This window comes from Flavobacterium sp. P1_E4 (genome assembly GCF_056405915.1).
On the sequence record NZ_JBFUBE010000003.1, the window covers coordinates 259467 to 282012 of the forward strand.

17 protein-coding genes and 1 tRNA gene are annotated in these 22546 nt (G+C 33.6%); 4 read left to right on the plus strand and 14 right to left on the minus strand.

Annotated elements, in window-relative coordinates:
- Positions 1 to 8: 8 nt before the first annotated feature.
- The 4 genes from AC1DY0_RS04725 to AC1DY0_RS04740 form a co-directional block, all read right to left on the minus strand.
- Positions 9 to 533: a DUF3341 domain-containing protein gene (locus AC1DY0_RS04725; RefSeq protein ID WP_111409729.1), complete on the minus strand. Its 525-nt coding sequence runs from the start codon at positions 531 to 533 to the stop codon at positions 9 to 11.
- Complete coding sequence (gene nrfD, locus AC1DY0_RS04730) at positions 526 to 1929, minus strand: NrfD/PsrC family molybdoenzyme membrane anchor subunit (RefSeq protein ID WP_100432160.1); 1404 nt, start codon at positions 1927 to 1929, stop codon at positions 526 to 528. Before nrfD ends, AC1DY0_RS04725 begins: the two co-directional genes overlap by 8 nt.
- Before the next feature lie 36 nt (positions 1930 to 1965).
- Positions 1966 to 5028: a TAT-variant-translocated molybdopterin oxidoreductase gene (locus tag AC1DY0_RS04735; RefSeq protein ID WP_477187512.1), complete on the minus strand. Its 3063-nt coding sequence runs from the start codon at positions 5026 to 5028 to the stop codon at positions 1966 to 1968.
- A 97-nt stretch (positions 5029 to 5125) separates the two neighbouring features.
- Positions 5126 to 6460 (minus strand): c-type cytochrome, encoded by a 1335-nt coding sequence (locus AC1DY0_RS04740; protein ID WP_477187513.1) that lies wholly within the window; start codon positions 6458 to 6460, stop codon positions 5126 to 5128.
- A 219-nt stretch (positions 6461 to 6679) separates the two neighbouring features.
- Between AC1DY0_RS04740 and AC1DY0_RS04745 the strand changes: the two genes are divergently transcribed.
- On the plus strand, positions 6680 to 7069 hold the full coding sequence (locus tag AC1DY0_RS04745; protein WP_477187514.1) for an SPOR domain-containing protein: 390 nt from the start codon (positions 6680 to 6682) through the stop codon (positions 7067 to 7069).
- A 31-nt stretch (positions 7070 to 7100) separates the two neighbouring features.
- Here the strand turns inward: AC1DY0_RS04745 and AC1DY0_RS04750 are convergent, their stop codons facing one another.
- From AC1DY0_RS04750 to rimP, 4 genes are all read right to left on the minus strand, one after another.
- On the minus strand, positions 7101 to 7856 hold the full coding sequence (locus AC1DY0_RS04750; RefSeq protein ID WP_477187515.1) for a 5'-methylthioadenosine/adenosylhomocysteine nucleosidase: 756 nt from the start codon (positions 7854 to 7856) through the stop codon (positions 7101 to 7103).
- Between the two features lie 308 nt (positions 7857 to 8164).
- Complete coding sequence (infB, locus tag AC1DY0_RS04755; protein ID WP_477187516.1) at positions 8165 to 11068, minus strand: translation initiation factor IF-2; 2904 nt, start codon at positions 11066 to 11068, stop codon at positions 8165 to 8167.
- Between the two features lie 87 nt (positions 11069 to 11155).
- Positions 11156 to 12409 (minus strand): transcription termination factor NusA, encoded by a 1254-nt coding sequence (gene nusA / locus AC1DY0_RS04760; protein ID WP_310006832.1) that lies wholly within the window; start codon positions 12407 to 12409, stop codon positions 11156 to 11158.
- Positions 12410 to 12422: 13 nt separating this feature from the next.
- Positions 12423 to 12887: a ribosome assembly cofactor RimP gene (gene rimP / locus AC1DY0_RS04765; RefSeq protein ID WP_477187517.1), complete on the minus strand. Its 465-nt coding sequence runs from the start codon at positions 12885 to 12887 to the stop codon at positions 12423 to 12425.
- Between the two features lie 173 nt (positions 12888 to 13060).
- Here rimP and AC1DY0_RS04770 point away from each other — a divergent pair, with 173 nt between their 5' ends.
- On the plus strand, positions 13061 to 13885 hold the full coding sequence (locus AC1DY0_RS04770; protein WP_477187518.1) for a universal stress protein: 825 nt from the start codon (positions 13061 to 13063) through the stop codon (positions 13883 to 13885).
- 108 nt (positions 13886 to 13993) lie between these two features.
- Here AC1DY0_RS04770 and AC1DY0_RS04775 read toward each other — a convergent pair.
- Positions 13994 to 14064 (minus strand) — tRNA-Gln (locus AC1DY0_RS04775).
- 263 nt (positions 14065 to 14327) lie between these two features.
- Between AC1DY0_RS04775 and AC1DY0_RS04780 the strand changes: the two genes are divergently transcribed.
- Together AC1DY0_RS04780 and AC1DY0_RS04785 are read left to right on the plus strand one after the other, a co-directional pair.
- Positions 14328 to 17603, plus strand: a complete 3276-nt coding sequence (locus tag AC1DY0_RS04780) for a glycosyltransferase family 117 protein (RefSeq protein WP_477187519.1) — start codon at positions 14328 to 14330, stop codon at positions 17601 to 17603.
- Between the two features lie 94 nt (positions 17604 to 17697).
- Positions 17698 to 18348 carry a polysaccharide deacetylase family protein gene (locus tag AC1DY0_RS04785; protein WP_477187520.1) on the plus strand — a complete coding sequence of 217 codons (651 nt, stop codon included), beginning with the start codon at positions 17698 to 17700 and terminating at the stop codon, positions 18346 to 18348.
- 15 nt (positions 18349 to 18363) lie between these two features.
- Here AC1DY0_RS04785 and AC1DY0_RS04790 read toward each other — a convergent pair whose 3' ends face one another.
- From AC1DY0_RS04790 to AC1DY0_RS04810, 5 genes are all read right to left on the minus strand, one after another.
- Entirely contained in the window at positions 18364 to 18660 is a 297-nt protein-coding gene (locus tag AC1DY0_RS04790) for a thioredoxin family protein (protein WP_077371545.1), read from the minus strand.
- Between the two features lie 72 nt (positions 18661 to 18732).
- Entirely contained in the window at positions 18733 to 19968 is a 1236-nt protein-coding gene (locus tag AC1DY0_RS04795; RefSeq protein WP_477187521.1) for a metallophosphoesterase, read from the minus strand.
- A gap of 165 nt (positions 19969 to 20133) precedes the next feature.
- Positions 20134 to 20331 (minus strand): hypothetical protein, encoded by a 198-nt coding sequence (locus tag AC1DY0_RS04800; protein WP_477187522.1) that lies wholly within the window; start codon positions 20329 to 20331, stop codon positions 20134 to 20136.
- A gap of 102 nt (positions 20332 to 20433) precedes the next feature.
- Positions 20434 to 21768, minus strand: a complete 1335-nt coding sequence (locus AC1DY0_RS04805) for a sensor histidine kinase (RefSeq protein WP_477187523.1) — start codon at positions 21766 to 21768, stop codon at positions 20434 to 20436.
- Between the two features lie 23 nt (positions 21769 to 21791).
- Positions 21792 to 22466: a response regulator transcription factor gene (locus AC1DY0_RS04810; RefSeq protein WP_477187524.1), complete on the minus strand. Its 675-nt coding sequence runs from the start codon at positions 22464 to 22466 to the stop codon at positions 21792 to 21794.
- Between the last annotated feature and the right edge of the window lie 80 nt (positions 22467 to 22546).

A 22546-nucleotide genomic window follows, 5' to 3' on the forward strand; every position in this document is an offset into this window, starting at 1 on the left:
ATCTACAATTAATGCTTTTCAATTACTTTAACTTCTACCGCACCAGTACCTTCAAAGAAAGAAACAAGTTCTTCTTCATTATTGTTAACCGCTACTTCCATCAAAAAGTGATCATCAGTAGTTCTAACATCAGGATTTTCAGCCTCTTTAAATGGCCATAATCTACTTCTCATATAAAAAGTAATTACCATTAAGTGAGCAGCAAAAAATACCGTTTCTTCAAACATAATAGGCACAAAAGCAGGCATATTATCAATATAACTAAAACTTGGTTTACCACCAATATCTTGAGGCCAGTCTTGAATCATAATATAATTCATCATCCAAGTACCAAAAGACAAACCGCACAAGCCATAGATAAAAGCACATATTGCTAAACGTGTAGGTGCAAGTCCCATTGCTTTGTCCAATCCGTGAACTGGGAAAGGCGTAAATACTTCTTCAATATGGTGATGAGCTGCACGTGTCTTTTTTACGGCATCCATCAAAATATCATCGTCATTATAAATGGCGTATATAACTTTATTACTCATGATGTGAATGTTTATTAGCTTCTCTTTCTTTAATATAATGTTCTCCTGTAGCTTTCAATATTGTTTTAACCTCGGCTTGAGCAATAACAGGGAATGTTCTTGCGTACAATAAGAATAACACAAAGAAGAAACCTATTGTTCCGATAAAAATTCCAATATCAACAAATGTTGGAGAGAACATAGTCCATGAAGATGGTAAATAATCTCTATGTAATGAAGTTACGATAATTACAAATCTTTCAAACCACATTCCAATGTTTACAACAATTGAAATTATAAAAGAAAACATAATACTTGTTCTTAATTTTTTGAACCACATAAATTGTGGAGAGAACACGTTACATGTCATCATAGCCCAATATGCCCAAGCATAAGGTCCAGTTGCTCTGTTCAAGAAAGCATATTGCTCATATTCTACTCCAGAATACCAAGCAATAAATAACTCAGTAATATAAGCAACACCTACGATAGAACCAGTAATCATGATTACAATGTTCATCAATTCGATGTGTTGAATAGTAATATAAGCTTCAAGATTAGAAACTTTTCTCATAATGATAAGCAAGGTGTTTACCATTGCAAATCCAGAGAAAACCGCTCCAGCAACGAAGTATGGAGGGAAAATTGTAGTATGCCATCCTGGAATCACAGATGTAGCAAAGTCCATCGATACAATAGTATGCACAGAAAGTACAAGTGGAGTAGCCAAACCTGCAAGAACTAATGAAACCTCTTCAAAACGTTGCCAATCTTTAGCTCTACCACTCCATCCAAAACTTAGGATAGAATATACTCTTTTATTGAAAGGTGTGATAGCTCTATCACGTAACATTGCAAAGTCAGGCAACAATCCAGTCCACCAGAAAACCAATGATACTGAAAGATAAGTTGAAATAGCGAATACATCCCAAAGTAATGGTGAGTTAAAATTCACCCAAAGAGATCCAAACTGATTTGGAATTGGTAATACCCAATACGCTAACCAAGGACGTCCCATGTGTATAATTGGAAATAAACCCGCTTGGATTACAGAGAAAATTGTCATTGCCTCTGCAGAACGGTTAATAGCCATTCTCCATCGTTGACGGAATAATAAAAGTACTGCAGAGATAAGAGTTCCTGCGTGACCAATACCAACCCACCAAACGAAGTTAGTAATATCCCAAGCCCATCCAACAGTTTTATTTAATCCCCAAGTACCAATACCTGTGGACACTGTGTATATAATACAGCCCATTCCCCAAAGGAACGCTGTTAATGCAATTGTAAATACAATCCACCATTGTTTGTTTGCTTTACCTTCGATAGGTGCTGCTACATCAACAGTTATATCGTGATAAGATTTATCACCTATAACTAAGGGTTTTCTAATGGCTGCTTCGTAGTGAGACGACATAATCCTTTATTTGATTCTTAATTAATAATTTTTGTACTAGGTATTTCTAACTTTAACGTGGTATACAACATTTGGTTTTGTTCCAACATGCTCCAATAAATGATAACTTCTTTCGTCTTCTGCCAATTTAGTAACAGCTGACTCTTTATCATTTACATCTCCAAATATCATTGCTCCAGTAGAACAAGCATTTGAACAAGCAGTTTGGAATTCACCATCTTTTATTGTTCTTCCTTCATTTTTAGCTTTCAAAATTGTTGCTTGTGTCATTTGAATACACATTGAACATTTTTCCATTACTCCACGAGAACGAACGTTAACATCTGGATTTAAAACCATACGTCCTAAATCATCATTCATATGATAATCAAATTGACTGTTTTTGTTGTATAAGAACCAGTTGAAACGACGTACTTTATAAGGACAGTTGTTAGCACAGTAACGAGTACCAACACATCTGTTATAAGCCATTTGATTTTGACCTTGACGGCCGTGTGAAGTTGCTGCAACAGGACAAACAGTCTCACAAGGAGCGTGATTACAATGTTGACACATTACAGGTTGGAAAGAAACTTGTGGATTATCTCCTGCTTTTTCCATTTCATTAAAAGTAGACAATGAACTAGACAAACCAGCGATATTATCTTTTCTTTCATCATCCCCAGCAAAAGTACTTTCAGAAGAATAATATCTGTCAATACGCAACCAGTGCATATCTCTACTTCTTCTTACTTCAGATTTACCAACTACAGGAACGTTATTCTCAGCATGACATGCAATTACACAAGCCCCACATCCAGTACAAGCATTCAAATCTATAGAAAGATTAAAGTGATGTCCTGTAGAACGATCAAATGAACCCCATAAATCTACTGAAGTAGCTTCAACTTCTTTGTGATCTAAAGAAACCATTGGTTTTTCATTCCAAATTTCAGCATCTTTAGTATTAAAAATTTCAAGAGTAGTTTCTTTAATGATATCTCCTCTTCCCATTAATGTTTTTTGACCTTGAACACAAGCAAATTCGTGTTCACCGTCTGCCTTCACAATAGAAACAGATTGTACATTATTAAATCCACTATATAAGGCGTAAGCATTAATACCTACTTGCATTTCTTCTTTTAAAGCTGCTTTACGGCCATAACCTAAAGCCATACCTACAGTTCCAACAGCTTGACCTGGTTGAACAATTACAGGAACATTTTCAAGTTTTACGCCATTAGCAGTCAAAGTAACATAGCTACCATTTAATCCTCCATTAGCAACAATTTCATTTGTTAATCCCCATTTCTTAGCATCAGCATTAGAAACAGTAACATAATTATCCCAAGATACTCTTGTCAATGGATCTGGAAATTCTTGCAACCAAGGATTATTAGCTTGTTGACCATCTCCCATTCCTGTTTTAGTATACAATACTAATTCAACACCAGTAGATTTCGCTTGAGCTAATGCATTTGCAGCACCATTGTAATCAGCAGTACCTGCAGCTGATGTTGGTATAACACCTACATAAACACCATCATGCAAAACTTTATTCCAAGATGAACCCGCAATTACTGAAGACGAAAACGCTTTCAAATAATCATAATAAGTTCCAGGAATACCGTTAATAGACAATAAAATATCTTGAAATTGTTTTGTATTAAATAATGGACGAATAGTAGGTTGAGTGATACTATAAGTTCCTTTTGTCAAAGCTAAATCTCCCCAAGCTTCCAAATAATGAGGAACTGGAGCAGCAATTGTTGACAATGAAGCAGTTTCGTCTTCTTTTAATGATAATGAAACAGAAGTTTTTACTTTTTTCAATCCTTCAACAAATGACTTGCTGTCAGCTAAAGTATAAACTGGATTAACACCGCTCATAATCAAAGTATGAACACTTCCAGCATTCATGTCTTTTACTAATTGAGCAACTTTCTCATTAGATCCTTTACGGATTTGTCTAGTTCCAGAAGTAGCAAAAGCTTCACTAGCCAAAACTTGATTAATAGCAAGAACTAATAATTGAGCATTTTTATCTTGAATACCAGAAACTAAAACTCCCTTAGACCCTGCAGCTTTCAATTGTTGAGCTGCTTTAATTACATCTGCTTTAAAAGCAGCATCTAATGAAGTAGAAATAGATAATCCAGTAACAACATTATATATTTGAACTAATGCTTGTTTTTGATTAGCAGTCGACATAGCAACACGCTTATCAGCAGCAGCACCAGATAAAGTCATATTAGACTCTAATTGTACGTGTTTTGATATTGTTTTCTTTCCAACAGCTCCAGAAGGAATTCTACCTTTAGCATAACCTGAGTCATATCCTCCACCTTGCCAATCTCCAAGGAAATCAGCTCCAACAGAAACAATAACTGAAGCTTTAGAAAAATCATAATCTACTAAAGCTCTTTCTCCATAAACAGTTTCAAAAGCATCTAAAGCTTCTGAAGAAGAAACAGCATCATATATTACATGTTTTGCATTAGGATTCTTTCCAATGAAATCAGCAATTAGTTTTTCAGTAGAAGGACTTGCCAATGTATTTGTCAAAAATACTACTTGACCACCTTTTGCTTTAGCATCAACAATACTAGATTTGATTTTTGAATCAACTGCAGACCAAGAAGCATTTTTAGCATCTAGTTTAGGCTCTTTCAAACGCATATTATCATATAATGACAATATAGAACCATGAATTCTAGCATTAGCTGCAAACTTAGCTCCAGCAATAGTGTTATTATCTATTTTAATTGGACGACCTTCACGTGTTTTTACCAAAAGGTTTGCGAAATCAAATCCATCAAAAACCGAAGTTGCATAATAATCTGCTACTCCAGGAATAATTTGTTCTGGTTGTAGCACATAAGGAATTGACAAATGCACAGGACCTTCGCACGCAGCTAGAGAAGCTGCCGCTGTACTAAAACCAACGTACTTTAAAAAGTCACGACGTGTAGTTGAAGAAGAAGACAAAGCTGCCTCATTTCCTAAAAATTCATCTGTAGGAATCTCTTCAACAAATTCGTTATTTCTAAGCGCCTCAACAATAGAACTATTTCCGTCTAGTTCTTCAACACTTTTCCAGTATTTTTTGTTTGATGACATATTATATATAAATATTAATCTTAATAATTTTTTTTAGTTGTATCATTTAATTTTTAATCACTTGATCGAATAAACCAAGAAACAAAATATTAAATCCTTAGTAGTGACATTTACCACATTCTAATCCACCCATTTGAGCAGCAGTTAGTTTATCTACACCATATTTTCTAGAAAGCTCTTCGTGTATTTTTTTGTAATACTCATTACCTTCCATTTTAACATCAGTTTTTCTATGGCAATTCACACACCATCCCATTGTTAGAGGAGAGAATTGTTTCATTATTTCAAACTCCTGAACAGGACCATGACATGTTTGGCACTCAATACCAGCAACAGTAACGTGTTGTGAGTGATTAAAATAAACGAAGTCAGGTAAATTATGAATACGAACCCATTTCACTGGTTCAGTTTTACCTGTATAAGACTGAGAAGTAGCATCCCAACCAACAGCTTTATATAATTTTTGGATTTGCTCATCATAAAAAGCCTTGCTGTATTCTGGAGTAGCAGTAGTTTCAGCAACTTCACTAATACTTTTATGACAGTTCATACAAACATTCAAAGAAGGAATACCTGCAGTTTTACTAACACGAGAAGCAGAGTGACAATATTTACAGTTGATTTCATTATCACCAGCATGTATTCTGTGAGAATAGTGTATTGGCTGAATTGGTTCATAGTTTTGATCCACACCAACCTGCATTAAAAACCCATATACTAAATAAGCCCCCGAAAGCAATAAGAATATAGCAGAAACCAAAACTAAAAATTGATTTTTAACAAAAGCTTTCCAAATAGGTAAAGTAGGCTCTTTTGCAACTACTTCAATTCCATTTGCAGCAGCTACTTTTCTTAAGACATTGTTAACCAAAACCAACATCACGATAAGTATTGCCATTACTAATGACAAAGCTCCTAATATCACATTATTAGAAATACCCTCTTCTTGAACTGTACCAGGAACAGCAGCAGAAGTACCAGCAGCAGCGGCAGGAGCAGCAGCTTTTGGCTCAGAAGTATAAGCAATAATATTATCAATATCTGCCTCAGCCAACTGAGGAAATGAAGTCATTGGAATTTTATTGTTCGCCTCAAAAACCTTGACAGCAGCAGCATCACCAGATTTAATTAAATCTGAACTATTGTGAACCCACTTATAAATCCAAGAAATTTCATGTCTTGAAATTACATCTCTAAGAGCTGGACCCGTAGATTTTGCATCTAACTTGTGACATGCTGCACAATTGGCATTAAAAAGCTCTTTACCTTTTGCAGCATCACCTCCAGAACTCGCCGCTGGAGCTGCTGTAGTTGCAGCAGCTGCAACCGGAGCTGCATCCTGAGCAAATGAAGCTACGGAAATACTCAACATCAATGCTAAGCTTAAAAATAATTTCCTTGAATTCGAATTATGGTTACCCACCTTTTTCATATTAATATATTGATTATCTACTAAAAAATTGTCCGCTTGCTAACTACAAAAAATAGAAAACAAAACGAACCTTATTTAAAAACTTGCACAAAAATACGACTTAAGAACTATTCTCAAAACCTTAAAATAATCTTAATTATAATTTATATCAAATCTAAATAACAAAACTATTACGATTTCCTGTTAAAAAACTATTTTTGTAAAATAAATAATCAGATTATGAGATTTTTAAGAACCCTTAAAGCATTGTTGCTATTTACTTTATTTTTCACAACAACGAACAAAATAGCAGCTCAAAACACTAATTTAAGTGTAAATCAAGACCCTAAATTCGAGCAATTATTGAATGAAAAAAGAAAATCTAATACTAATTTGTCCTATTCCGATCGTTACAAAATCCAAATTTTCAATGGAGCCAGCGAGGGAGCCAAAAAAACCTTAACCGAATTTCGTCAAGAATTCAAAAACACAGATGGGACAATTATTTTCAACACTCCAAATTATAAAGTCTGGGTTGGTAATTTTAGAACCAGAATGGAAGCTGAAAGAAATCTTGTTGACATTCAAAAGAAATATAAAAATGTGTTTTTAATAAAACCAAGCAAATAATATTTCTAACAAAAAACAGCCCTTTTCAGGGCTATTTTTTTAATAGTTTTTTAATTATCTCAACTCCAAACCGAGAAGCTACTTGGGATACAAATTCTTTAAAATCTACCACAGAATTATGATTTGCCTCATCTGAAATAGTTCGAATTATAACATAAGGAATATTGTATTCAAAACAGACTTGTGCGACTGCAGCACCTTCCATCTCAACACATAAAACCTCTGGGAGTATTGCTAAAAGATTTTCTTTATCTTCATGACTTGCAAAAAAACGATCTCCACTGGCAATTTGACCAACAACCATTTTTGGATTCGACAAAGAAAACTTCTCTCTTTGTTTTAACGAAAGCAAATGAATCAAACTTTCAGCTCTTACCAATTCTTGGATATTTTCTATAGCCACAACCAACATCTCTTTTGGAGGGCAAAGTATTGTTTTCCCCAATAAAGGGATTTCAAACCTATTCATTATAGGACGTGCATCCAAATCATGTTGAATTAAACTACTAGCTACTACAATATCACCTATATTTAAATCTGTATTAATCGCACCTGCCACTCCAGTAAAAAACAATTGAGTTATTCCAAATTCAACAATTAAATGCGTAACTGTGGTTGCGGATGCTACTTTACCCCAACGAGAAAACACCACTACAACTTCCACATCATTTATTGTCCCTAAATAATAGGTACGCATTCCCTTCACAACTTCTGTTTTGTCTTTCAACAAAGAGACAATACCGTTTATCTCTTCTGGCATTGCGCCAAGAATCCCAATTCTTTTCATATACTATTTAATATTTTAACCTGAGTATGATTGTTACTGTTTTCCCATTTCAGATGATTGGCAAAAAGCAAAATATCACCTTTTAGCCCTGGTTGAAGTGGAAATCCTTTTGTGCCGGTGTTCGGCACAAAAGATTACAACGAAAAACGGGACAATATTAACAAATAAGCCAAATGTTTCTGCTTCCAAAATTAATACTATGACTTCAGTTTATTAGCAATTTTTAAAATTACCAAATAATAAACCATCATTATGTAAACAAAAAAATCCCAACGAATTGGGATTTTAAATTATAGAACTATGAAATCTTATTTCAATTTCTTTTTGATTGCTACTTCATGGTATGCTTCAATAACATCTCTTTCTTCGATATCATTGTATCCTTTTATTTGAATACCACAATCATATCCTTTAGCAACTTCTTTCACATCGTCTTTGAAACGTTTCAATGCAAGTAATTCACCTGTGAATACAACAACTCCATCTCTAATGATTCTGATTTTGGCATTTTTTGCAATTTTACCATCCATAACCATACACCCTGCGATAGAACCAACTTTAGAAATTTTGAATATCTCTCTGATCTCAGCAGTACCAAGTACTTCTTCTTTCATTTCAGGAGCTAACATTCCTTCCATTGCATCTTTCAAGTCATCAATAGCAGCATAGATAATAGAGTAATAACGAATATCGATTTCTTCTTTATCAGCCAATTGTCTAGCATTTCCAGCAGGACGAACATTAAATCCGATAATGATTGCATCAGAAGCAGAAGCCAACATTACGTCAGTTTCTGTAATCGCACCAACTCCTTTATGTATAATATTAATTTGAATTTCTTCAGTAGATAATTTAGAGAACGAATCAGATAATGCTTCAACAGAACCATCCACATCCCCTTTAAGGATAATGTTCAATTCTTTAAATTGACCCAATGCAATTCTACGTCCAATTTCATCTAATGTAATATGTCTTTGTGTACGTACAGATTGTTCACGCATTAATTGAGAACGTTTAGCAGCAATTTGTTTTGCTTCTTTTTCGTCTTCAAAAATATTGAATTTATCACCGGCAGTAGCTGCACCATCAAGACCCAAAACAGAAACTGGAGTCGAAGGACCTGCAACAGTAACTATATTACCTCTCTCATCATGCATAGCCTTAATTTTACCATGGTGTTTTCCAGCCAACATATAGTCTCCAATTTTAAGAGTACCATGTTGAACTAATATAGTAGAAACATATCCTTTTCCTTTATCCAAGAAAGCTTCAACAACTGTTCCTTGAGCCGCTTTATTTGGATTCGATTTCAAATCTAAAATCTCAGCTTCTAATAATACTTTTTCTAACAACTCTTTAACACCTGTACCCACTTTTGCAGAGATATCATGAGATTGAATTTTTCCACCCCAATCTTCTACCAAAAGGTTCATACCCGCCAATCTTTCTTTTACTTTTTCAGGATTAGCATTTGGTTTATCAATTTTATTGATTGCAAAAATAATAGGAACTCCTGCTGCTTGTGCATGAGAAATCGCCTCTTTGGTTTGTGGCATGATATCATCATCCGCTGCAATCACAATAATTGCTATATCCGTAACTTGAGCACCACGAGCACGCATCGCAGTAAAGGCTTCGTGACCAGGTGTATCTAAAAATGCGATTTTTTGACCGTTATCCAAAGTCACTCCGTAGGCACCAATGTGTTGTGTAATTCCTCCAGATTCACCAGCGATAACATTTTCTTTACGGATATAATCCAGCAAAGATGTTTTACCGTGATCGACGTRACCCATTACAGTAACAATAGGAGCTCTGAATACCAAATCTTCTTCTTTGTCTTCGACAACTTGAATAGCTTCTTCGATATCTACTGTAATAAACTCAACATCATAACCGAATTCGTCTGCAACAATAGTTAATGTCTCTGCATCCAAACGTTGGTTCATGGTAACCATAATACCAAGTGACATACAAGTTCCAATCACTTTAGTAATTGGCACATCCATCATAATTGCAATTTCACCTACAGTAACAAACTCCGTAACTTTAATTGTTTTACTTCCTTCGTCTAAAGCTCTTTGCTCATCATCAGATTTCTGACGGTGTGTATCTCTTTTATCTCTTCTGTATTTTGCTGCTTTCGATTTACCACCTTTACCTTGAAGTTTCTCCAAAGTTTCACGGATTTGATTTTTAACCTCTTCCTCAGTTGGCTCAACTTTTGCAACAATTGCAGGTCGGTTTCCTTTTACAAATCCTGGTCTTGCACTTCTACTTGCATTGAAACCTCCACCTCCTGTATTCGGAGTGATTTTGTTTGGATTTGGCGCTCCAGGAACTCCAGGAGTAGCAGGTGGTCTAGGCGCACCAGGCTTTGGAGCAATTCTTTTGCGTTTATTTTTATTCGCATTATTAGCACCAGCTGCCCCAGGAGCACCAGGCTTATTAGGCGTAATTTTTGGATCTTCCTTTTTCTTTTTAGGCTTATTGAATTGAGACAAATCAATAACTTGCCCCGTCAAAGTTGCACCAGAAAGTTTTTGATATTGAGTTGTAATTGATTCTTCAACCGGAGTTTCACCTGAAGTAGCTTCAGCTTTTTTCTCTGTTACCGCTTCTGCTTTCTCAACATTCTTAACTTCCTTAAACTTTGGCTTATCTTTTACCTCAGAACTAGGAATCTCTTTTATAATTTTTTCAACTGGCGCTTCAGTTTTTACAACATTTTCGACAATTTCTTTTTTAACTTCTTCTTTTACAACAGGCTTGTCTTCTGGAACTACCTCTTTAGGAGCAATTACTTTTTCAGCAACAACAGGATCTGGAGCAGTAGTAGGCTTTTTAGGATTAAGATCAATTTTACCAACTTGTATTGGTCCTGACAAAACAGCTCTAGCTTTTATAACCTCTTGTTGTTTCAAACGGTCTTCTTCTAATTTACGTTTGTCTTCAACTTCTTTTTCACGCTCAATACGCAAAGCTTCTTTTTCTTTTCTCTTCTCCTCACCTACTTCCTTAGAAGCCTCTTTATTCCCCTTGTCGCCTGCAAACTGACTTTGTAGGATATTAAATTCCTGCTCAGAAATTTTTGTGTTTGGGTTTGATTCAATAGCAATACCCTTATCTTTTAGATAATCCACAGCTCTTTCTAACGAAATATTTAATTCCCTTAAAACCTTGTTTATTCTAATAATTCTCTCTTCAGACATAAAACCTTTTTATTTTTACCTTATTCGTTGTTCTACTTTTTTATAATAAAAATAGAAATTTATTTTATATGAGGAATTAATAGCATGTTAACTATCAAACTCTTCATTTAATATTCTCATTACATCTAAAATCGTTTCCTCTTCTAGGTCGGTTCTTCTAACTAAATCTTCTACATCATGTTTCAAAATACTTTTCGCAGTATCCAAACCAATTTTTGCAAATTCTTCAATTACCCACTCTTCTATCTCATCTGAGAACTCAGTCAATTCAACATCGTCATCATCTGCAATTGCTCCAGCTACATCACCCTCACGTATTACATCCAACTCATAACCAGTCAACAAACCAGCTAAACGAATATTATGACCTCCTCTACCGATTGCTTTAGAAACTTCTTCCAATTTCAAAAACACTTCAGCTCTTTTTGTTTCTTCATTAATTTTGATTGAAGAAACTTTAGCAGGACTCAATGCTCTAGTAATATACAATTGAACATTGCTAGTATAATTGATTACATCAATATTTTCATTTCCTAATTCACGAACGATTCCATGAATACGAGATCCTTTCATACCTACACAAGCTCCAACTGGATCAATACGATCATCATAAGAATCTACAGCTACTTTTGCTTTTTCACCAGGGATTCTCACTACATTTTTAACCATAATCAAACCGTCAAAAACTTCTGGAATTTCTTGTTCAAACAATTTCTCCAAGAACTTATCTGAAGTTCTAGACATAATAATCTGAGGTTTATTCCCTTTTAATTCAACGCTTTCAATTATACCTCTCACATTATCTCCTTTACGGAAGAAATCTGAAGGAATTTGTTTTTCTTTTGGCAAAATGATTTCATTTCCGTCATCATCCACCAAAATTACAACTCTTGGACGTACATGATGCACTTCCGCAGTATAAATATCTCCAATAATATCTTTAAATTGTTTGTAAAGATTGGTATTATCGTGTTCGTGTATTTTTGAAATTAAATTTTGTCTTAAAGCTAATATCGCTCTTCTACCCAAATCTATCAATTTAACTTCTTCAGAAACCTCTTCACCAATTTCAAAATCGGCCTCAATTTTTCTAGCTTCAGTTAATGTTATTTCTTCATTTTCAAAATCCAAATCCTCGTCGGCAACGATTACTCTTCTTCTCCAAATCTCCATATCTCCTTTATCAGGATTTATAATGATATCGAAATTATCATCTGAACCGTATTTTTTCTTCAATGCATTTCTAAATACATCTTCCAAAATTGCCATAAGCGTTACACGATCAATAAGTTTATCATCTTTAAACTCTGAAAATGAATCGATTAATGCTAAATTTTCCATGCGAATTCTTTAATTAAAATGTTACTGTAACAATTGCTTCTTTAATATCTGAGTAAGGTATTTGTTGTTCTTTTTGAACCGTCTCTTTTCCTTTACCAATTTTTTTCGGTTCTCTAGCTTTCCAAGACAAAATTATAAAAAGATCATTAGCTTCAACTAATTCTGCTTCAATATTTTCGGTATTCGTCTTAACAATTAATGTTCTACCGATATTTTTTTTATACTGTCTAACCAATTTTAAAGGAGAACCGACTCCTACAGAAGCTACTTCCAAAGAGTAATCCTGTTCTTCTCTATCTAAATTATTCTCAACAGCACGACTTATATCAATACAATCCTGCAAAACCACGCCATTATCCCCATCAATCCCAATAATAATTTTAAAACTGTCCGTTATGGCCAAGTCAATTAAAAAAATAGATGGTTTTTCAAGAAGAGCCTCTTCTAATACTTGCTTTACTTTTTCTTTAAATGTCATATCTTTATAAAAAGAGGGGACATTAGTCCCCTCATTATTTAAGTTTTAATAAATAACGGTGCAAAGATAGTGTTTTTTTATAAATCAAAAAAATTGATTACTATTAAAAAAATTTATATCTTTAATCTATTAAATTAGCACAGTTTTACTGAATAAATTAAACCCCAAACACCATGAAAAGAATTCTAATCCCAACTGACTTTTCTAAATATGCTGATGAAGCAATAGAAGTTGGCGCAGAAATTGCAAAAAAAAACGACTGTGAAATCATTTTAATTCACATGCTTGAATTACCAGGCCAAATGAATGATGCCTTAACCGGAGCAACGAGTATTCCAGAGGTAATGCTTTTTAAACGCAAAGCAGAAGAAACATTAAAAAACATTAAAAACCGACCTTACCTACAAGGAATCAAAGTAACAGAAGTAATAAGACTTGATGGTGCATACCACGGAATAAACAACTACATCAAACAAAACAACATGGATCTTATTGTCATGGGATCCCATGGAGCATCAGGAATTGATGAAATTATCATTGGATCTAATACAGAAAAAGTAGTAAGACAATCCGAAACTCCTGTTTTAGTAATTAAAAACAAAATAGATAATTTCAAAGTCCAAAACATCATTTTTGCTTCTGATTTTTCAAAAGAAACCAAAAAACCATTTCAAAAAATGCTTGATTTCAACAAATTATTTGGATCAAAATTAAACTTAGTAATGATTTGCACGCCGAATACTTTCAAAAGCACTTCAGCTGCACGCAAGATTGTAACCGACTTTGTTGCTGATTTTGACATGCCCGAATATTCATTTGAAACATACAACGAAAGCAATATAGAAAAAGGGATCATCAACTATTCCAACGAAAAAGATGCCGACTTAATCGCATTCTGCACTCATGGAAGAACTGGCCTTAACCATTTCTTTACAGGAAGCATTTCTGAAGATTTGGTAAATCACGCCACAAGACCTGTATTAACATTTAGAATATAACAAGACATTACAAACGAAGCCTCTCAGATTTGAGAGGCTTCGTTATTTTACACATCAAACACTTCGATTAATACCATAAAAAAAGCCTCTCGATTGAGAGGCTTTATGTTGGTCTACTAGGACTCGAACCTAGAAAGACTGCACCAAAAACAGTTGTGTTACCATTACACCATAGACCAGCTTTCTTGCTAACATTTCTGCTAAGCGAGTGCAAATTTAAAACAAATTCCAAGCTGTGCAAACTTTTTTTGTCTTTTTATTCAAAAAAAATGAAACAAATTCCAATTTAAAAAACAAAATCTTATTAAAATACTGAAAGACAAAGCATTTGCCAAAACGATTATTTTATATAAAATTATAATAATGCGACTTAACTTTAAAAAAAAAAACATTTTCTTTGTAACAMTTTTTAAAACATATAAAAAAAACAGAAGACTAGTATATGACATCATTCAATTTCAACAAATGGAATACAATTACAGGTTGGTTTGCCTTTTCAATAGCATTAGTAACTTATACACTTACTGTTGAACCCACAATGAGTTTTTGGGATTGTGGTGAATATATCGCTACAGCCGCCAAACTTGAGGTTGGTCACCCACCAGGAGCGCCATTATTCCAAATGATTGGAGCGTTTTTTGCAATGTTTGCCATAGATAAAGAGCACATTGCTTTAATGGTAAATATGACTTCTGTATTTTCTAGTGCCTTTACTATATTATTTATGTTTTGGTCATCAACAATGATCTTAAAAAAGATAATTGGTCAATACTCCGAAATCAACAAAAACAATTCAATTGTCATCCTAGGAAGTTCATTAGTTGGTGCTTTAGCCTATACCTTTTCAGATAGTTTCTGGTTCAATGCTGTTGAAGCCGAAGTTTATGCTATGGCCACCTTATTAATCTCTTTGCTTTTATGGCTAGGATTACGATGGGAGCAGGAGATGAACACTCCAAGAGGAAACAGATGGTTACTCTTAATATCATTGGTAGTTGGATTGTCTTTTGGTGTACACTTTATGTCTCTATTGACCATTCCTGCAATAGGATTTTTATATTTTTTCAAAAACTATAAAGTAGTAACTGTAAAAAACTTCATTATCGCCAATGTTGTCGTTGTGTCTATTTTACTTTTTATATTCAAATTATTACTTCCGTTAACAATGGCTTTCTTTGGTAAAACCGAAGTTTTCATGGTTAACTCAATGGGACTACCATTTAATTCGGGAACTATCTTTGTAACACTACTTCTTGTAGCTTTCTTTTATTTTGGATTAAACTACACCCGTAAAAAAGGATTAATACATTACAATACCCTTATTTTATGTGTGCTTTTTATCCTAATTGGATTCTCAACTTGGCTAATGTTGCCAATTCGTGCTAATTCAAATACGGTTATCAACGAAAACAAACCATCGGATGCTGCCGAAGTACTTGCATACTACAACAGAGAGCAATATGGTGTAAATCCATTATTTTACGGACCTCAATATACTGAAACTTTTGCAGGATTGGATCCAAACAATCCTTATTTGGATAAAGCTCCCAATTACGAGAGAGATTACAAAACTGGAAAATATGTTATTGTAAACAATTATATAAAAGCAGAACAAAATAGTGATGACAGTCAAAAAACTATTTTGCCAAGAATGTGGAGTACAGAACATATTGAAAACTATATCAATTTTACTAATCCTCCAGCATTCAGAATGAATCCCGACTATCCTTACGAAGAGGATTTAGCCCAATACGGATTGGACCCAAGCAAATTAAGCGAGGAAGATTACAATAAAGCCATTGCTCAATTAAAAAATGAAACCGAAAAAACGATAGCCGAGTTCAGACAGGCCTACGCTCAAAAACAAATTGACAATGAAGGCTATGTTTCGTTTTTAAACCATTATAACAAATATTTAATTGTAGAAAAGCCTACTACCGCCGATAATTTCAGCTTCATGTTTGAATATCAATTTGGCTATATGTATTGGAGATATTTGATGTGGAATTTTGTTGGAAGACAAAACGACAATCAAGGAAGATATGATTATCTGGACGGGAACTGGATAAGTGGAATTACATTCCTTGACAATTTACATTTAGGCTCACAAGACAATTTACCTTCGGATGTTTTAAACAACAAAGGACGAAACGTATATTTCTTCTTACCTTTTATACTGGGACTTGTCGGAATTATGTATCATGCAAGCAAAGACAGAAAAAGCTTTTATGTTTTATTGGCTCTTTTCCTTTTCTTGGGAATTGCATTGAAAATTTACCTAAACGAACGACCATTTGAACCCCGTGAAAGAGACTATGCCTTAGTAGGTTCATTTTACGTATTTGCAATTTGGATTGGATTTGGAGTATATGCATTGTATGAAAGTGCACAAAAATATATCGCTCCAAAAATTGCAGGACCGGTTCTTATTGGTGGATGTTTATTGGCTGCTCCAATGCTTATGGCTTACCAAAACTGGGATGACCATGATCGTTCAGAAAAATATACTGCTACTGCAATGGCAAAAGCATATCTGGAATCCTGCGACCCTAATGCCATTTTATTCACAATTGGAGACAATGACACCTTTCCTCTTTGGTATGCACAGGAAATAGAAGGTATACGCACAGATGTTAAGATAGTAAACACTAGTTTATTTATGACAGACTGGTACATTGACCAAATGAAAAGAAAAGCATATCAATCTGAAGCTTTACCAATTTCATTTACACATGATGAATACGTTGGTGACAAACTGGATTATGTGGCTCGAATTCCCAAAACTGAAAATCGTTGGGATTTAAATGCTATTCTAGCTTTCATAAAGAACCCAAAATCAACGGTTGAAATGCAAAATGGACAGACTATACATTTCTTCCCAACAAGCAAAATCAGAATTCCGATAGACAAAGCAAATATTCTAAAGAACAAAGTTGTGGATCCAAAACTTATCGATTCTATTGTTCCATATATTGACATTGACATCAAAGCAAGCGCAATCTACAAGAACAGGTTGATGATGTTGGATCTAATCAACAACAACAATTGGAAAAGACCAGTATATTTTAGTGGAGGAGCTTTTGACGATGAAGATTATTTATGGATGAAAGAATATCTTCAACTCGAAGGTATGGTTTATAAATTAGTCCCAATAAAAACAGCATTACCAAAAGATTCTGGCCAAATGGATATGGGGCGAATTGACACCGAAAACATGTACAATAAGGTAATGAAATGGGATTGGGGTAATAGTGAAAGTGACAAAATATATCACGACCCTGAAACCCGCAGAGAAAGCCTTACTTACAGAATGAATTTATCTCGTTTAGTGAATCAGCTTATCGCCGAAGGAAAGAAAGACAAAGCGAAAAACATCATTGATTTGGCTATGAGAAAAATGCCTTTGGAAAAATTTGGCTACTATTCACTTTTGGAACCATTTGCCAAAGGATATTATGAAGTTGGAGAAAAAGCAAAAGCTCATGATTTATTAGATAAACTAATGGGAAAATACAAGGAGAACCTTAATTATTATGCCAAATTAGCCCCATCTGAGCAATCCAGCATTAGCATTGAAATCATAACCGACTTAGAACGTTACAGAGGTTTATTGATTGCCATGAAAGACAGCAAGGACATGGACTATTATAACTCAAGTAAAAAAACTTTCAATACCTATATCGAAATATTTGCTCGATTTGGACGTAAAAAAGAGTAATTATTAGATTTAAAAATATCTCACAAAATGCAGTGCCATTAAAAAAGCACTGCATTTTTTTGCTTAAAACTGTATTTAATTGTAGTATTGAATTATGAAATTCTATTGGATCAAAACAAATAAGTTCATAAAAAAAATATTCCTCAATTACATTTGGGATATCCCAAATGTGGAGAATAAAATCTACCTCACATTTGACGATGGACCAACTCCAGAGATTACAGAATGGGTTTTGGAAGAACTAAAAAAACACCAAGCCAAAGCCACATTTTTCTGCATTGGCAAAAACATAAATAATCAATCGGATATTTTTTTAAAAATCATAGATGAGGGCCATTCCATTGGAAATCACACCTACAATCATTTGAAAGGATGGATTACATCGACTGAAGATTATCTGCACAATACTGCTTTGTGTAAATCCGAAATCAATGGTCTAAATTCAGTAATTTGTAATCTGCAATCTCTTCTCTTCAGACCACCTTATGGCAAAATAAAAAAATCACAATCCAAAAAATTGCGACAATTAGGTTATAAAATAATAATGTGGGATGTTCTCAGCGCTGATTTTGACCAAACCATAACGGCAGAAAAATGTCTAGACAATGTATTGCAGAATGTAAAATCAGGAAGTATAATCGTTTTTCATGACAGCATAAAAGCATACAAAAACTTAAAGTATGCACTCCCAAAATCTTTGGAAATTTTAAAACAAAGAGGGTTTGTTTTTGAAGTAATTCAATAATCTAATTCTTAAATATTACAATTGTTCTTGCACTATTCCGATTAAAGTATTGGCATCCAATTCACCAGACTGCCTCCAGATCATCATTCCTTCTTTATAAATCATCAAGGTAGGCAAGCCTTTGATTCGTAAAGCATCGGCCAATTCTTGATTTTTGTCAACGTCTATCTTGATAACCTTTACCTTGTCACCAAGCGCCGCCGCTACATCTTTTATAACAGGATGCATCGATACCGAAGATTCGTTCCAATCTGTGTAAAAATCTATTAACACAGGAACTTGAGTATTTATAAGTTCTCCAAATTTTGACATAAAACCAAAATATTTAATTTCTATTACTTTCGAAAAGAGATATCATCTTGCAAATTTAGCATTTTAAACCAATTATGCTAATTTTTTACTCTTTATTAGTTGAATTACTGTGATTTCGGGCATAATTCCCACCCTCCCAGGATAGGCATGAAATCCAAATCCACGATTCACATATACATATCTACCCAAGTTTTCATATAATCCAGCCCATTGTTTGTAAACATACTGAGCCAAACTCCACTTGAAAAAACCTGGAATCTCTATCCCAAATTGCATTCCATGAGTATGACCAGATAAAGTCAACTGAAAATGCTTATCATCATGCTGAACCACTTCATTCCAATGACTAGGGTCATGACTCATTAAAATCTTAAAATCTTCTTTACTCAACTGTTGTGAAGCTTTCTTTAAATCACCAGCCTGTTTAAAATTTTTACCCCAGTTTTCTACCCCAACCAATGCAATTTTATCTCCATCTTTTTCGATAAAAGTATGTTCATTTAATAGCAGCTGAAATCCTATTTGACCATATAATTTTTTTATATCTTCAAAATTTTTATCCTTGGCGGATTGCGTTGACCAAGTTACATATTCACCATAATCGTGATTTCCAAGAACCGAAAACTTACCATATTCATGTTTCTCAATTCTGTTGAAAGTTTCTATCCATGGATGCATTTCCTTGGCATGTGTATTCACAATATCGCCCGTAAATAAAATCATATCCGAATTTTGTTCATTAACCAAATCGATAGCATAATTGATTTTTTCCGAATTATCAAAGCTTCCGCTATGCACATCCGAAATTTGTGTAATTGTAAAACCATCAAAAGCATCGGGTAAATCCGGAAAATGGATTGCTTGTTTTATTACTTTAAAATTATATTTCCCCTCAAATATCCCATAAATCAAAGACAAAAAAGGGACTGCAGCTAACCCTAAACCAATTTGACTAACGAATTTTCGTCTGGAAGGTAAAAAATTGGCATTGCTATTATTATCAATAAAATAATTAATTGATCCTGCCGCCAGTCGAAACACATCTTCTCCTAAAAGAATCACTGTCATTACAATTTTAGGGAGATAAATAACCAATAACAACCCCATTGTAAACATGGTTTGCTTCGTCTGTCCAACAGAACGATCAAATTGCGTGAAAGAATAAAGGATGAATACGAAAAGAAAAAGGCTTATTATTTGATAAGAAACCAACACCCATCTTAATTTAATTAAAGTTTTAATAGCCTGAAAGGCATAAAGCTCAATAACAAAAAGAATAGCACCTATAAAGAATAAACGTAAGATCATTATTTTATAAAATTTTATACAAAGTAACAACTATTGAAAATGCTAAATACCCATATTATCATAATTTTAACGCAAAAAAAGGGAGTAAATTTCTTTATCTCCCCTTTTCACCTATTAAAACCAACTTTTAATATCTTTTGAAATATTCACTAACAAAAGATTGTCCTATTTTTTTGGAGTTGCAGCCTCTGTAGTTGTTGGCTTGCTAACTTCTGTTTTGTGTGTTTTGTGCGCTTCTTTTTTTGGTTCTTTTTTGGTAGTTTTTACTTCTTTAGAAGGAGTAGTTTGAGCTGGTGTAGTTTGTGCACTTACCATAACTGTTGTTCCTAAAGCTACTGCCAATGCCATCAATAAATTTTTCATGATTTTAGATTTTAGATTAATAATTCGTTTATTAATAGGTCAAAGTTATTCATGGAAAATGAAGATTAAATGAAGTTTTGTGCTTCTGAAAAAAATTAACGTTTAATTGGCTTTTTGCTCATTTGGAAACAACAAAAGAAAAGTGGATCCGATGTTTATCTCCGATGTTATCTCAATGGTAATATGATGAAATTGAGCTATGCTTTCAACAATTGCAAGCCCCAATCCCTGCCCTTCCTGATCTGAACTTACTCTGGCAAATCGTTTAAAAACATTCTGCTGCTGTTTTTTACTCATTCCAATACCCGAATCCGAAACTGACACGAAATAATTTCCATTCAAAAAACCGTCCTTAATTTCAATTGTACCTAGAGGTTTATTGTATTTAATCGCATTAACAATTAAATTATAAAAGAGAATATGCATTAGGGTTTTATTTCCTGTAAAGCCAAAATGATACTTCAGATTTTTATAAAAAAACAATTCCTTATCTTCAATTCTATCTTGCAAATCTGCTGTCAAATCTGCAATTATAACATTACAATCTATCGTCTCATTTGCTTCATATTGATTGTTTTCAATTTTCGAAATCAATAATAAATTGGCAATTATCTTTTTTAGTAAATCTAACGTACTTAAAGAACCTACAATTTTATCTACAGCACCATCATCCAAAGATTTGTTTTGAAGTAGATTTTCAAATTTATTTTTCAACAATGCAATTGGAGTCAATAGTTCATGGGAAACATTGGCTATAAATTGTTTTTCCTTTTTAAACAAGTCACTTATTCTATCCATCATTTGATTCAGAACAACATCCAATTCCTGAAAATCCCTAGAATGAGTTTTTATTGGCGTATGATCAAAAGATTCGGGTTCGTTTACATGACGAATTTTAGTGTCTATAATTTTATAAAATGGCGTTAATAAATATTCGATATAAAAAGTATCTGCCAAAAAAGTAATGACAACTATTATGATTAAAACAATTATAAAGAAAAATCGAATCACAAAGGTAAGATCATTAATTTCGCTTAAACTATTTCCAATTTCCAAAAGGTAGTTTGCCTTTTCGTACTTAAAATAATATTGAAGAATTCTATAATCGTTGCGTTCATCTTCAATTATTCTTGGCTCTGTGATAAAAAAGGTTTGATTTATTTTACTATTGGAAGGCTCTCTGGAAAGCGAAAGAAATTCACTATGTAAAGTTGAAAAACTGGCATAAGTCTCAGAAGTGTCATTCCGAACAATAAAATCATTTATTTCTTCCTTGTCTAAATGCTCAATGAACTTTTGTTTTTTCTCCAGTAAACTCTTGTTGATGTGATTGTAAACCACTTTTTCGACCAAAACAGGAAGCATTAGCCATAAAACTAAAATCAGCAACAAACGCGACAATGCATTAAAAATAGCCAGTTGGTGCTTGATTTTCATATACAGGATTTAATTATTTAAAGCTACACATTTATTCTATACCCCACATTTCTAACCGTTTCAAACCATTCAATTGGGGAATGTTTGTCCAATTTTTTTCTAAGATTTCGAACATGAACATCTATAAAATTAGAATCGGAATTTACTTCAAGAATATCTCCCCAAATATGCTCGGTTAACTGTAAACGTGTTATTACACGATTTTTGTTTAAGACTAAATATTGAAAAATATCAAACTCTTTTTTGGTGAGATTAATTGAAACTTCATTGTAATTCACTTTATAATCTTGTAATTTCAGACTAAATCCATGAACATCCAACTGATTGACAGTATACCCATGCATTCTACGAATAATGGCAAACAAGCGAGCTCCCAACTCTGTCAAAGCAAAAGGTTTTGTTAAATAATCGTCAGCGCCAAGTTGCAGTCCATTTATTCTGTCTTCTAATTCTCCTTGGGCAGTAATGATGATTACGGCAACTTTTGAATCTGTTTTACGAATGCTTTTTAAAACATCAAAACCACTTCCGTCAGGTAAGCCTAAATCCAAAAGCATAATATCGTAATCATTACTATTAACTTCCTCTAATGCTTCTTCGCAATTCTTGGATATTTTACAGATATAACCATTACTTGAAAGATACTCTTTCACTTCCAAAGCCAATTCGGGATTATCTTCAACAATAAGAATCTTCATAAACTCTAAAATTAATAAACACTCAAAGTAACAACTAATGAAAAATTAAAACATATTACGTTATTAAAATTTTAACGTAA